This is a genomic window from Vibrio sp. 2132-1, from assembly GCF_033344315.1.
Genome location: NZ_JAWPON010000011.1, coordinates 131,764 through 146,152, shown reverse-complemented (window position 1 = coordinate 146,152; position 14,389 = coordinate 131,764). Strand labels below are relative to the sequence as shown.

12 protein-coding genes are annotated in these 14,389 nt (G+C 44.6%); 10 read left to right on the top strand and 2 right to left on the bottom strand.

From position 1 onward, the window contains the following. Nucleotides 1–170: 170 nt before the first annotated feature. Nucleotides 171–1,076 (bottom strand): DMT family transporter, encoded by a 906-nt coding sequence (locus R8N47_RS14260; protein ID WP_005379208.1) that lies wholly within the window; start codon nucleotides 1,074–1,076, stop codon nucleotides 171–173. A 168-nt stretch (nucleotides 1,077–1,244) separates the two neighbouring features. Here R8N47_RS14260 and rmuC point away from each other — a divergent pair, with 168 nt between their 5' ends. The 7 genes from rmuC (at nucleotide 1,245) to tatC (ending at nucleotide 7,433) form a co-directional block, all read left to right on the top strand. Then, nucleotides 1,245–2,777: a DNA recombination protein RmuC gene (gene rmuC / locus R8N47_RS14255; protein WP_064353515.1), complete on the top strand. Its 1,533-nt coding sequence runs from the start codon at nucleotides 1,245–1,247 to the stop codon at nucleotides 2,775–2,777. A gap of 77 nt (nucleotides 2,778–2,854) precedes the next feature. Then, nucleotides 2,855–3,634, top strand: a complete 780-nt coding sequence (gene ubiE / locus R8N47_RS14250; RefSeq protein ID WP_005379210.1) for a bifunctional demethylmenaquinone methyltransferase/2-methoxy-6-polyprenyl-1,4-benzoquinol methylase UbiE — start codon at nucleotides 2,855–2,857, stop codon at nucleotides 3,632–3,634. Between the two features lie 11 nt (nucleotides 3,635–3,645). Beyond that, nucleotides 3,646–4,281 (top strand): SCP2 domain-containing protein, encoded by a 636-nt coding sequence (locus R8N47_RS14245; protein ID WP_005379213.1) that lies wholly within the window; start codon nucleotides 3,646–3,648, stop codon nucleotides 4,279–4,281. Next, nucleotides 4,278–5,912: a ubiquinone biosynthesis regulatory protein kinase UbiB gene (gene ubiB / locus R8N47_RS14240; RefSeq protein ID WP_005379226.1), complete on the top strand. Its 1,635-nt coding sequence runs from the start codon at nucleotides 4,278–4,280 to the stop codon at nucleotides 5,910–5,912. Before R8N47_RS14245 ends, ubiB begins: the two co-directional genes overlap by 4 nt. Before the next feature lie 52 nt (nucleotides 5,913–5,964). Next, nucleotides 5,965–6,210: a Sec-independent protein translocase subunit TatA gene (gene tatA / locus R8N47_RS14235; RefSeq protein ID WP_005382958.1), complete on the top strand. Its 246-nt coding sequence runs from the start codon at nucleotides 5,965–5,967 to the stop codon at nucleotides 6,208–6,210. Between the two features lie 3 nt (nucleotides 6,211–6,213). Beyond that, the gene (gene tatB, locus R8N47_RS14230; protein WP_033905892.1) at nucleotides 6,214–6,612 is read left to right on the top strand and encodes a Sec-independent protein translocase protein TatB; all 399 of its coding nucleotides are present in this window, start codon (nucleotides 6,214–6,216) and stop codon (nucleotides 6,610–6,612) included. Between the two features lie 68 nt (nucleotides 6,613–6,680). Then, complete coding sequence (gene tatC / locus R8N47_RS14225; RefSeq protein WP_005379234.1) at nucleotides 6,681–7,433, top strand: twin-arginine translocase subunit TatC; 753 nt, start codon at nucleotides 6,681–6,683, stop codon at nucleotides 7,431–7,433. 458 nt (nucleotides 7,434–7,891) lie between these two features. Here tatC and R8N47_RS14220 read toward each other — a convergent pair whose 3' ends face one another. Beyond that, entirely contained in the window at nucleotides 7,892–8,653 is a 762-nt protein-coding gene (locus R8N47_RS14220) for a TatD family hydrolase (protein ID WP_017821949.1), read from the bottom strand. 184 nt (nucleotides 8,654–8,837) lie between these two features. Here R8N47_RS14220 and hemB point away from each other — a divergent pair, with 184 nt between their 5' ends. From hemB to polA, 3 genes are all read left to right on the top strand, one after another. Further along, entirely contained in the window at nucleotides 8,838–9,899 is a 1,062-nt protein-coding gene (gene hemB / locus R8N47_RS14215) for a porphobilinogen synthase (protein WP_031777176.1), read from the top strand. A gap of 127 nt (nucleotides 9,900–10,026) precedes the next feature. Continuing rightward, nucleotides 10,027–10,461 (top strand): GNAT family N-acetyltransferase, encoded by a 435-nt coding sequence (locus R8N47_RS14210; RefSeq protein WP_005379245.1) that lies wholly within the window; start codon nucleotides 10,027–10,029, stop codon nucleotides 10,459–10,461. Nucleotides 10,462–11,080: 619 nt separating this feature from the next. Then, complete coding sequence (polA, locus tag R8N47_RS14205; protein WP_053303417.1) at nucleotides 11,081–13,867, top strand: DNA polymerase I; 2,787 nt, start codon at nucleotides 11,081–11,083, stop codon at nucleotides 13,865–13,867. The last annotated feature ends 522 nt before the right edge of the window (nucleotides 13,868–14,389 follow it).

Below are 14,389 nucleotides of genomic sequence, written 5' to 3'. Positions count from 1 at the left end.
CCAAAGGTAATTATATTAGAATCTAGCGTAAGCTATTGGGCTTTGTGAGTATCGTATCCAACGCGTAGCTAAATCCTAGCAGCGTAAAGTGCTTTCTATCATTAAAATGTTATCTATATCTCTTTTTTATCCAACTTATTGCATCGTTTTTTAGGGCTTTTGATAGGTGATTAAGAAGCGTTTACCGCTTTGGTTTTCTTGCCCCATGAGACTTGCTGAATGACTAAGCCACTGATGATCAATACCAGGCCAATCAAGGTTGAAGGATGAATTTCTTCGCCGATGATGGTAGCTAACAACATGAGTGAGATAAATGGAGAAGCAAAGATCAGATTACTGATACGCGCGGTGTTTTGCGTTGATTTGAGTGCGCTCAGCCACAAAACGAAAGTGATCCCCATTTCAAACAGTCCGACATACGTCACCGCTGCCCAGCCTTTAGCTGAGATCATCTGCCAGTCAGCACCTTCATAAAGACTTAAACCAATGGCGAATGGAATAGCGACCAAAAAGCCGAGCAGAACGCCAACCACAGGGTCGGCCTTATTTTTGGTATTTAAAATCCAGTAACCGGCCCACAGCAGTGTTGATAGCAGCGCAAGACCAACACCCAACGGGCTCTCAAATTCCATGCCTAAAAGATTGCCTTGTGTGGCAATCACTATCACGCCGACATAACTAAAACCGCAAGCCAGCCAGTCCTTACCACGGATCTTTTGTCCTAAGAAAACAGCGGCCATTAGCGTTAAGGTGATGGCCCAGCTGTAGTTGATCGCTTGAGCCTGAGATGCGGGCAGCAAGTCATATGCTTTGAACAGAATAACGTAATACGCCAAAGGGTTAATCAACCCAAGCAGTAGGTAATACCAAGGGTTTGAGAAAAATGTAGCGCTTAACTGGCCCAGTTTACCTTGCACACCACAGATTACTGTTAGTGCAATCGCAGAGACGATGCTGGCAATGCATAGCATTTGAATCGGCGTAAATTCTGCCAGCGTGAGTTTAAATGCGGTTGCAACGGTAGACCAAAGTAATACTGCTGAGAGCCCAAATCCTAGGGCGCGACGCTCGTTCATGATGCCTCTGCGTGATGATGTGCCGCTCGGTTTGGATAATTTGAGCGGAAGAAAGAATATTATAGGAAGGCCTAGTGTATGCGAGGATTTTTCATCCAACAAACTGGACATTTATCCAGTGTCTAAATACCATTGTTATAGATACAAAACACAGGCTAACTCGCTATTATGCAATGGATTCTTGAGTACCAATCTCTCATTCTCTCTTCTCTTTGTGCTGCCACGCTTAGTGGTGTCGCTGCCGGTTGGTGGGTGAAACAGCGTTTTATCACCCAAACTCAGCTTCTCGAGCAACAACTTGTTTCAGAAAAACAGCTTCATCAACAGCAACTTGAACAGGTCAAGCAAAGCCTTGCCGATGCCCAGCAAGAGTTGGATGAATTAGATGATGAGCGCGATAAAGCCGCGTTTGAAGTACGCCAAACACATGGAAAGCTGATGGCAGCAATGGAAAAACTACGTTACTTCGAGGCTGTAAAGCAAGAGCGCCAGCAATACTTTGATGAGCTTGGTCAAATGCGTGAACACAAATCACGTCTAGAAACGCAGCTGCGTGAACAGCAAGCTCGCCATGAGCAAATTAACCAAGCTAATGCCGAAAAACTGCAAATTTTAGAACAAGCGGAAGCACGCTTGAAACAACAATTTGAGCACTTGGCCAACCAATTGTTTGAAGAAAAAACCGCGAAGGTCGATTTGCAAAACCGTCAGAGTTTAGAAGGCTTGTTGTCACCGCTTAGAGAACAGTTAGAAGGGTTCAAAAAGCACGTTAATGACAGCTTTAGCCAAGAAGCTAAAGAGCGCCATACCCTAGTGCATGAGCTGAAAAACCTGCAACGTTTGAACGAGCAAATGACGCGCGAAGCGGTTAATTTGACCCAAGCGTTGAAAGGGGACAACAAACAACAAGGTAACTGGGGCGAAGTGGTGCTCGCTAGGGTACTTGCCGAATCTGGCTTGCGTGAAGGGCACGAATATCAGACTCAGGTGAACTTACAAAATGAAGCAGGCAAGCGTTACCAACCTGATGTCATTGTTCATCTCCCACAGAACAAACAAGTGGTTGTAGATTCCAAAATGGCGTTGGTTGCCTATGAGCGCTACTTCAACGCCGAAACTGATGCTGAGCGCGATCAGGCTTTGAATGCGCACTTAGCTGCTCTACGTGCACATATCAAAGGGTTAAGCATGAAAGACTACCACAAACTCAAAGGTATTCAGAGTTTGGACTATGTACTTATGTTTATTCCGGTTGAGCCGGCGTTCCAAGTCGCGATTCAAGCCGATCCGAGCTTGATTAAAGACGCGATGGAGCAAAACATCATTTTGGTGAGCCCAACAACGTTGCTGGTGGCACTGCGCACCATTGATAATCTATGGCGCAATGAACGCCAAAATGAAAACGCCAAAATGATTGCGCAGCGTGCGACAAAACTCTACGACAAATTACGATTGTTTGTAGACGACATGGAGGGGCTCGGCGGTGCGCTGGATAAGGCGAATCAAAGCTATCAAGGTGCGATGAACAAGCTTGCCACAGGGCGCGGAAATGTGATTCGCCAAGCCGAAAGCTTTAAACACTTGGGAGTTGAAATTAAACGACCGATTTCTTCCGAACTCGCGCAGTTAGCGCAGAGTGATGCATTTTCAGAAAATGACCCGTTAGTAGAAAGACATCCGGCTGAGGATAAAGTAAACTAATCGCCCGCAGTGCAGTGGGCGATTTTATTTGTCAACAAACGCCCCGTAGAGGAAAGCGCTGCCTAAGAGGAATTAGAATGACGGACACAAGTTTGCAATCCAATACAGCGTTAGAGAATGAAACCACTCACTTTGGTTTCTCTACAGTGGCAAAAGACGAAAAAGTGACTAAGGTTGCCGAAGTATTCCACTCCGTGGCAACAAAATACGACATCATGAATGACCTGATGTCAGGTGGTATTCACCGCCTTTGGAAGCGCTTCACTATCGATTGTAGTGGCGCTCGCCCTGGCCAACGTATTCTTGACCTAGGTGGTGGTACGGGGGATTTGACGGCGAAATTCTCGCGCATTGTTGGCGATGAAGGCCATGTCATCCTTGCCGATATCAATAACTCAATGCTTAACGTTGGTCGCGATAAACTGCGTGATAACGGTATTGTGGGTAACGTGCATTACGTTCAAGCCAACGCAGAAGAACTGCCGTTCCCAGATGATTATTTTGATGTCATCACCATCAGTTTTTGTTTGCGTAATGTGACTGACAAAGACAAAGCGCTTCGTTCAATGTTCCGCGTACTGAAGCCAGGCGGCCGCCTATTGGTGTTGGAATTTTCAAAACCAGTGCTAGAGCCGTTATCTAAAGTATACGATGCATATTCATTCCACTTGTTGCCGAGAATCGGTGAGCTAGTTGCGAATGACTCAGAGAGTTACCGCTACCTAGCGGAGTCAATCCGTATGCATCCAGACCAAGAAACGCTGGAAGGCATGATGCAAGACGCAGGTTTTGAAAACACCAAATACTACAACTTAACTGGTGGTATTGTGGCTTTGCATCGCGGTTATAAATTCTAAGGGTTAACGGCATGCCATTTGAACCACTTATCACCGCTGTGATTGAAACGTCACTGAATACACTGATCAAAGACGACCCTGCATTGGGCCGTCGTTTAGCGCGTCTAAAAGGTCAAGTTATTCAAGTTCACCTGAAAGAGATCAATAAAACACTGACATTCGTTTTTAGTCAGCAAATTGATGTGCTCGGTCATTACGAAGGGCAGCCTAACTGCTATCTATCGCTCAACTTGAGTGTATTACCAGAGCTGCGCGATCAGGCCAACATCACTCGTCTTATTAAACAAGATAAACTTGAACTTGAAGGCGATATTCAATTGGCGCAGAAATTCTCTCAGTTGATGGTGGATTGCAAACCAGATGTTGAAGAGTGGTTGTCTCGCGTGACTGGCGATGTCGCCGCACATACCTTTGTGCAAGGTTCAAAAAACATCGGCAACTTTCTTGCGTCTCAAGCAGAAAAACACCAGCGTCATCTTGCACAAGTAGTGACTGAAGAATGGAAACTGGCTCCCGCTCCGTTAGAAGTGGCCTATTTCTGCGACCAAGTTGATGAGGTTCGCAGCCAGGCTTCTCGCATTGAAGCTCGTTTAACGGCTTTGCTGAATAAGCTGGATGCAGATAAGCCTGCATTGGAGAAACCATGACGCCAGCAGAACTAAAGCGCTTATACCACATCGCCAAAGTACAACTGGAATACGGCTTAGATGAGCTGCTTCCCGATCACCAACTGACCAAAGCTCCGCTTTTACTGCGCAAAAGCTTGTTTTGGATTAAGAACAAGCATCCAGAAAAACCACTCGGTGAACGTCTGCGTTTAGCACTGCAAGAGCTGGGGCCGGTTTGGATTAAGTTCGGTCAGATGATGTCGACGCGCCGTGACTTATTTCCTCCGCATATCGCTGATCCCCTAGCTTTACTTCAAGACCAAGTCGCGCCTTTTGATGGCGAGTTGGCAAAAAAGCAGATGGAGCAAGCATTAGGTGGTCCGTTAGAAAAATGGTTTACCGAGTTTGATATCAAACCACTGGCGTCTGCGTCGATTGCTCAGGTACATACTGCGCGCATAAAAGACACTAACCAAGAAGTGGTATTAAAGGTTATCCGCCCAGATATTCGCCCAGTCATTGATTCAGATCTAAAACTGATGCACCGAATGGCGCGTATAGTCGCCGGAGCGATGCCTGAAGCACGTCGTTTAAAACCAGTTGAAGTCGTGCGTGAGTACGAGAAAACCCTGCTTGATGAACTCGACTTGCGACGTGAGGCGGCGAATGCCATTCAGTTGCGCCGCAACTTTGAGGGCAGCGAAGAATTGTATGTTCCTGAAGTTTTTCCCGACTTCAGTAATGAAACTGTCATGGTTTCTGAGCGAATATATGGCATTCAAGTCTCTGATATTGAAGGCTTGAAAGCAAATGGCACCAATATGAAATTGCTCGCGGAACGCGGTGTGAGTGTGTTCTTCACTCAGGTGTTCCGAGACAGCTTTTTCCATGCCGATATGCATCCGGGTAATGTGTTCGTCAAACCCGAACATCCAGAGAACCCAATGTGGATAGGGCTAGATTGCGGAATCGTTGGTACACTTAATAGCGAAGACAAGCGTTATCTGGCGGAAAACTTCCTGGCGTTTTTCAATCGTGACTACCGCCGAGTGGCTGAGTTACATGTGGATTCAGGGTGGGTGCCTGCGGATACCAATGTCGATGAGTTTGAGTTCGCGATTCGCATTGTGTGTGAGCCTATTTTTGCTAAGCCATTGTGCGAAATCTCCTTTGGTCATGTGTTGTTGAATTTGTTCAATACGGCACGTCGATTCAATATGGAGGTTCAGCCACAGCTTGTACTGTTGCAAAAAACGCTGTTGTACGTGGAAGGGCTTGGTAGGCAGCTATATCCTCAACTTGATTTGTGGGAGACCGCAAAACCATTCCTGGAGGAATGGATGATGAATCAAGTTGGGCCACAAGCTCTAGTGAATGCGATTAAAGACCGCGCACCATTTTGGGCAGAGAAATTACCTGAACTGCCAGAGCTACTTTACGATAGCCTGAAACAAGGTAAAGCGATGAATCAACGTATGGATCAGCTTTATCAAGGGTATCGCCAGAGCAAGCGCCAGCAGGCGACAGGAAAGTTTTTGTTTGGCGTTGGCGCTACTTTAGTCGTATGCTCGGCAATATTGGTGAACGATGCTTTTGAGCAGCTTTCGTTGGCCTGCGGTATCGCAGGTGTCACATTTTGGCTGCTTAGTTGGCGAGCTTATCGTCAATAGACGTTAAACTCTTGAAATATTTTTGTTTGTTTAAAGACCCGAGGTAAAGAGAATGGGTGGTATCAGTGTTTGGCAACTTCTAATCATTGCTGTAATTGTTGTATTGCTATTCGGAACAAAGAAACTACGCGGTATCGGTGGCGATCTGGGTGGTGCCGTTAAGGGCTTCAAAAAAGCGATGAGCGAAGATGAACCTGCGAAAAATGACAAAGACGCAGACTTCGAACCAAAAAGTCTAGAAGAGCAGCAGAAAAAAGAAGCTGCTCCTGAAACGAAAAAAGACAAAGAGCAGGCGTAAAACGTGTTTGATATCGGTTTTTGGGAACTGGTATTAATATCTGTTGTTGGTCTGGTCGTTCTTGGGCCGGAGCGTTTGCCTCATGCTATTCGCAGCGTGTCTCGCTTTATCGGTGCCGCTAAGAGTATGGCAAATAGCGTCAAAGACGAATTGTCACACGAGCTGAAAGTCCAAGAGCTGCAAGAAAACTTGCGCAAAGCAGAACAAATGGGGATGGATGATTTGTCCCCTGAGTTGAAATCTTCAGTTGAAGAGTTGAAGAAGGCAGCGCAATCTGTAAATCGTCCTTACGCAAAGAACACCGATTCAGAGGCTGAGCCTGTAAAAACAGAGCCAGCAGCAGAAAAGGTAGAGAAAGCGCAAGAGAGCAAGGTTACAGCGGCAGATAAGAAAGCCGAATAGTCTCATTAGGAGGAGCTACTAGTGATTGGTAGCTCCTTTTTGATCTGGTTTTTAATAAGAGGTTTGCCATGTCTACCGTCGAGCAGACACAACCTTTAATTAGTCATTTGTTGGAGCTTCGCAACCGACTACTGCGTTCAATCCTCGCAGTGTTGGTCGTGTTTGTTGGACTAATTTATTTCTCTAACCACATTTACGAGTTTGTTTCCGCACCTTTAGTAGAGCGTCTACCTGAAGGCGCGACCATGATTGCTACGGATGTAGCGTCACCTTTTTTTACGCCACTTAAGCTGACGTTAATTGCTTCGGTATTTATTGCGGTGCCGTTTATTTTGTATCAAGTTTGGGCCTTTGTTGCTCCTGGCTTATACAAACATGAGCGTCGTTTGATTATGCCGTTGCTGTTTTCCAGCTCACTGCTGTTTTATTGCGGTGTGGCATTTGCGTATTTTGTGGTGTTTCCACTAGTGTTTGGCTTCTTTACTGCTATCTCATTGGGTGGTGTAGAGTTTGCGACCGACATTTCTAGCTATCTCGACTTTGTGCTGGCGCTATTTATGGCGTTTGGTATCGCATTTGAGGTGCCTGTTGCGATTATTTTGTTGTGTTGGACTGGGGCCACTACACCAGAAGATTTAAGACAGAAACGTCCTTATATTATAGTGGCTGCGTTTGTCGTAGGTATGGTGTTAACGCCACCAGACATGATCTCGCAAACCTTACTCGCTATTCCGATGTGTTTACTGTTTGAAGTCGGTTTGTTCTTCGCGCGTTTTTATACTCGTCGAAGCGAAGAAGTAGAAGCGGAAACCGAAGAATAAGGCTAATCTAGATGTGAAAAGCGGCTCAATTGAGCCGCTTTTTTTGCGGTTGGTTTTTTCTTGGGCTAATTACTTAACTTTCATGACGTAACCACATTTTGTGCATACGTATACTTCCTTGATGCCCAGCAGCTTTTGAAAAAAACTGCGCGGTACGCGTTGTAAGTAAGCACCATGTGTACACACTTCAACTTCCATATTCATGCTGTTTTACATTTGTGCTAATTAATGGGCGTAAATCAGTATAGAAAAATAATGTGTCGAGTTGTCGACAGTTTTGCAAAGCGGACGAAGTAAAGTGACGATATGAGAAGTAAGTAGAGTTGCTAGTTAATTATTATGTTTATCAATAATTTTGTATGGATTGTTCTACTATTTCAACGGGTTGAATCGTTCATTCAATAGTTTAGGTGATAAAAAAGCGACGTTGATTTCGTCGCTTTTTCAATTCTCGTGAATTAAATATTAAACAGCTTTTTGGCATTCTCAGTCGTTATGGCATCGATGGTTGCGATGTCGACATCACGCAAGTCGGCAACACGTTGTGCAACGAGAGAAGTGTAGGCTGGTTCATTACGTTTGCCACGGTGTGGCACCGGCGCTAAATATGGACAGTCGGTTTCTAAAATGACCCACTGCATATCCAAATGTGGAATGACTTTATCCATCCCGCCATTCTTAAAGGTTGATACGCCACCTAAGCCTAAGTGGAAGCCTAGCTCATTGATTGCTTGTGCTTCTTCTAAGCTGCCTCCAAAACAGTGGAATACACCACGCAGACGACCATCTTGCTCTTGTCGTAGCAAAGTGAGTGTTTCTTCAATCGAATCACGAGTGTGGATAACGACCGGTAAATCCATCTCTTTTGCCCAGTTAAGTTGAGCTACGAACGCCATTTCTTGCTCAGCACGATAGGTTTTATCCCAATATAGGTCGATACCGATTTCGCCCACCGCAATAAACTTGTGTTTCTCAAACCAACCGCGGATGATCTCCAACGTTTGTTCAACATTGCTGTCCACATAACAAGGGTGCAGCCCCATCATTGAGTGGCATACGTCAGGATATGCCGCTTCGGTTTGTAGCATGGGCTCAATAGAGTCCAGATCGATGTTTGGCAACAGGATTTTATTAATGCCTTGCGTTAAGGCGCGTTGTACTACTTCATCGCGGTCGTTATCAAATTCGCTAGCATAGATGTGCGCGTGGGTATCGATCATCGTTACTCTCTGTGCTTCATGGTTGGTTTCGTATTCGAAGTATACTTGAGTGTGAGTGCTGGGTCATTTTCAGTTTTTTTCATTACCTTTTTCCAGATTGTCACTCGCAACATGCATCAAGAGTGATATGATTTTGTTCACCAGATGATTTGATCATCATAACCGTCCAGACAAGGAGAAAATGGTGTCTGTATCAATTCAAGGTCCATTCCCTGCACGCCGTATGCGTCGTTTACGTAAGCACGATTTTAGTCGTCGTTTGATGGCTGAGAACCAACTTTCTGTTAATGATCTGATTTACCCAATGTTCATTCTTATGGGTAAAGATCGTCGTGAGAGCGTGGAGTCCATGCCGGGTGTAGAGCGTTTGTCGATTGATTTAATGCTAGAAGAAGCACAATACCTTGCAAATCTAGGCGTTCCAGCAATCGCGCTTTTCCCTGTCGTAAACCAAGACGCTAAAAGCCTATGTGCTACTGAAGCCTACAACCCAGAAGGTTTGGTTCAGCGAGCAGTACGAGCGCTTAAAGAACACATTCCTCAAATTGGTGTAATCACAGACGTGGCACTTGACCCATTCACGACACATGGCCAAGACGGCATCATCGATGAAGATGGCTACGTAATGAATGATGAAACCACAGAAGTATTGGTTAAGCAGGCTTTGTCTCATGCAGAAGCGGGTGCTGACGTAGTCGCGCCTTCAGACATGATGGATGGCCGAATTGGTAAGATCCGCGAAGCATTAGAAAACGCGGGCTATATTCATACTCAAATCATGGCTTACTCGGCTAAGTACGCATCGAACTACTACGGACCATTCCGTGATGCGGTTGGCTCTTCTTCAAATCTAAAAGGCGGCAACAAGAAAAACTACCAAATGGACCCAGCAAACATTGATGAAGCGATTCACGAAGTGGCGCTAGACATCAATGAAGGTGCGGACATGGTGATGGTTAAACCTGGTATGCCATACTTAGATGTAGTTCGCCGAGTAAAAACTGAACTTCAAGTACCGACATTTGCTTATCAAGTCTCTGGCGAGTACGCGATGCATAAAGCGGCGATCATGAATGGCTGGCTCAAAGAGCGTGAAATTGTGATGGAATCACTATTGTGCTTCAAACGTGCAGGTGCAGATGGCATCTTAACGTACTTTGCGAAAGACGTTGCTGAGTGGTTGGCAGAAGAGAATGCACAAACTGCTCAACACCTAAATCGTACTCCGGAAGCGACAGAAGAGTAATTATCGCTCAGTGAGAAATACCAGACCAACAAGAGTTGTTCGTCTGTATATACCCAAGTAACCTCAGGCGGATTACAACAGTAACAATCCAAGGTGCTTGGGTATTTTTATTTTGGAGAAGAGAACAATGACAATGCTGATTCGTGAAGGCACATTGGAAGAAGCACTTCAAGTTGTGGCGCGTGTTACCGAGTTTTCGAAAGGAGAAACGGTAGACTCCATGACTCAACGTTTAGAAGAGAAAAACAGTTTAATCCTCGTTGCAGAAAAAAATGGCACGATTGTCGGCTTCAAAATAGGTTACGAATTAGAGGATGGTGTTTTCTATAGCTGGTTAGGTGGTGTTGTCCCTGAAGCTCGAAATGAAGGCGTGGCACAGCTGCTTTTGGAAGCTCAAGAGGATTGGGTGGCAGAACAAGGCTACAACACATTAAAAGTGAAATCTCGAAACCAGTTTCCGGCTATGCTTCGCTTGTTATTGAGAAATGGCTATATCATTGAAAAGTTTGAAGAAAAAGTAAATCTTCGAGAGTCTCGAGTGCATTTCATTAAAGCAATGTGAAAATAAATGAGATTTTTTCTCATTTAACTGTTGACTACGAAATGAGAATCATTATTATTAAACCTGTCTTAGGGAATGAGGAAAGTTCACAAGGACGTTGAGTGACTTATTAACAGAAGTTAATTAACTGAAAGTTGAGAAGTGATGAAACATTTTTCCGAGAACTTGCACGAATTCTTTTTGACACGACATTGCTCACATTGCTTCCAGTGTAATTTATAGCTTCTTGGTTAAGCTGCTCTATTTACAGAATTTGCTTTACCACTTCTGCTAGGCGACCCCATTCGGGTCGCTTTTTTCTTTTCTACGATTTCTATTTGACGTCACTATTAATATCTTTTCCACATGCGATGATCATTTTAGGATCGTTGATCTTCTCGCCGTTATGTGGATTTATTATTATAAATCAATAGTTTGAGTTGGTGTTTTCTTGTGTTTTTTGTTATTGGATAACCAGTGGATAATTTCTATAAACAGAGTTATCCACAGGGGGTGGTGTTTTCGTGAATAAAGTCGGAAAAATTTACGCGACCTAGATCGAGCGAACAAGATAGATTCAGATCAGCAGTCATGGCATCCTAGGCAGATCTCTCAAGTACTGAATTGGATACAGACAATTATGGCAAGTATTCCTGAAAATCCGTTGATCCTTATCGACGGCTCTTCTTACCTATATCGCGCTTTTCACGCCTACCCGGGCACCATGAGCAATGGTGAAATTCCAACTAATGCCGTTTACGGCGTCGTGAACATGTTACGCAGCATGATGCGTCAGTTTGCGTCTGAGCGCATCGCGGTGGTTTTCGATGCAAAGGGAAAAACCTTTCGTGATGATATGTATGCAGAATACAAAGCGAATCGTCCGCCAATGCCGGATGACCTGCGTTGTCAAATTGAACCATTACACAATGTTATTCGTGCAATGGGTTTGCCGCTGATCTGTGTTCCTGGCGTCGAGGCGGATGACGTCATCGGTACGTTAGCATACCAAGCATCACAAAAGGGCATGCCTGTATTGATCAGTACTGGTGATAAAGACATGGCGCAGCTAGTGGATGATAACATTACCTTGATCAACACCATGACGAACGTCGTAATGGATCGTGAAGGTGTGGTTGAAAAGTTTGGCATTCCACCTGAGTTGATCATCGACTACTTAGCACTGATGGGCGATAAAGTAGATAACATTCCTGGTGTACCGGGTGTCGGTGATAAAACAGCGACCGCACTACTGCAAGGTATTGGTGGTCTGACGAAGTTGTATGAAAACCTCGATGATATTGCAGGGCTTGGTTTCCGTGGTTCTAAAACCATGGCGAAAAAGCTCATCGACAACAAAGAAAATGCCATGCTTTCGTATGAGCTCGCGACCATCAAATTGGATGTTGAGCTTGAGGAAACGCCAGAATCATTGCTGAAAGCGGAACCAAATAAAGACGAATTAGTGAAGCTGTATGGTCAACTGACGTTTAAATCTTGGTTGAATGAACTACTTGAAGGCGGTTCTGGATCTGTGGAGGCCGTAGAGCTTGCAGGATCTTCACAAGCTTCTTCTTCTCAAGCCGAGATGGAAACTTCTGCGGTAACAATCGATCGCAGCCAATATGAAACAATTCTGGATAAAGAAACCTTCAATGCTTGGCTAGATAAACTTCAAACGGCTGAGCTGTTTGCATTTGATACGGAGACCGATAACCTAGATTACATGCTAGCGAATCTAGTTGGTTTGTCATTCGCTGTCGATGAAGGTATTGCGGCTTATGTGCCAGTTGCACATGACTATTTAGATGCGCCTGAACAGCTTGATCGTGATTGGGTACTAGAACAGCTGAAGCCAATTCTTGAAGATGCAGCGAAAGCAAAAGTCGGTCAAAACTTAAAGTATGATGCGTCTGTACTCGCTCGTTACGACATTGAGCTAAAAGGTATCAAGCACGACACGATGTTGGAATCGTATATCTACAACAGTGTCGGCGGTAAACACGATATGGACAGCTTGGCGCTTCGCTTCCTACAGCACAGCTGCATTTCTTTTGAGCAAATTGCAGGTAAAGGCAAAAATCAGCTTACGTTTAACCAAATCGAACTGGAACAAGCATCGCCATACGCGGCAGAAGATGCGGATGTGACCCTTCGTCTGCACAATCGCTTGTTTGCTAATATCGAGCAGGATGAAAGCCTGAAGACAGTTTACGAAGAGATTGAAATGCCGTTAGTGCCAGTTCTTTCGCGCATTGAACGCACTGGGGTCTTTATCGATGAAATGAAGCTGAGTGCGCAGTCGGTCGAGATTACCGCTCGCCTTGATGAGCTTGAAAAGAAAGCGTACGAAATTGCTGAGCAAGAGTTTAATATGAACTCGCCAAAGCAATTACAAGCCATCCTATTTGAAAAAATGGGTTTACCGGTTGTGAAGAAAACGCCATCAGGCACACCATCGACGAATGAAGAAGTTCTGCAAGAACTCGCGCTAGACTACCCACTACCAAAACTGATTTTGGAATACCGTGGTCTGGCGAAGCTAAAATCAACTTACACCGACAAACTGCCGAAGATGATCAACCCATCAACGGGTCGCGTGCATACTTCTTACCACCAAGCAGTGACTGCAACGGGTCGTCTATCTTCTACTGATCCGAACTTACAGAACATTCCAATTCGTAACGAAGCTGGCCGTCGTATTCGTCAAGCGTTTGTCGCGCCATCAGGGCATAAAATCTTAGCGGTCGACTACTCGCAAATCGAACTGCGCATCATGGCGCACCTTTCTGGCGACCAAGCTTTATTGAATGCATTCCGTGATGGCAAAGATATCCACGCGGCAACCGCAGCAGAAATCATGGGTGTTTCTATTGAGGACGTTTCAAGTGAGCAACGTCGTCGTGCGAAAGCGGTTAATTTCGGTCTTATTTACGGCATGAGTGCGTTTGGTTTGGCGAAGCAATTAGGCATTCCTCGTGGTGAGGCTCAAGCGTACATGGATACATACTTTGAACGTTACCCAGGCGTGATGCAGTACATGGAAGACACACGCAGCACGGCAGCAGATAAAGGGTATGTTGAAACGATTTTTGGTCGACGTTTGCATTTACCAGAAATCAAATCGCGCAACGGGATGCGTCGTAAAGCTGCTGAACGTGCGGCAATCAACGCACCAATGCAAGGTACGGCTGCGGACATCATTAAGAAAGCGATGCTGTTGGTTGATCAGTGGATTCAGGAAGAAGGCAATGGTCGTGTGAAGTTATTAATGCAAGTACACGATGAATTGGTCTTTGAAGTTGAAGAGTCATCATTGTCCGAAATTGAAAGTAAAGTACAGAAATTGATGGAATCTGCAGCAGAGCTAAAAGTACCGTTGGTTGCAGAAGCAGGTCACGGTGATAACTGGGATCAAGCTCATTAGTCACTTTTAGACCAAAATAACCAATTAATTATGAGCCAGCGCACAAACGCTGGCTTTTTTTTGAGATTAAAAAAGCTAGCGCAAAGTTAACTTTGATGTTGCTTAATAAAAATTTCATGAAAAAAAACTACAAAAATTCTTTGCAATTCTGACCAATTGTTGTACATTAATACTCGTAGGGTACAGAGGTAAGATGTTCTATCTTTCAGACCTTTTGTTTCACGTTATTGGATTAGGCTGATTCAGCCGCCCCAGTCAGTTTTTGACTGGGGCGTTTTTTATTGGGCGAAAGAAAATTATTCTTTTGGATCAGCAGCTTAAAGTTAGCCTTCAAAAACCTTCTTTTTTGACCTTTCTAAGTCACTGCAAAATCTCGATTTTTCCTTCAAATTTATTGCGTTATTCATCCTGTAAATTTACGCCAGTCACACTATTATTTTTTCTTGAAAGAAACTAAGTTACATCTTTTTGAAGATTTGCTTGGCTTAACTGTCTGAATTGTAACGCTATTGGGTGTTTTTG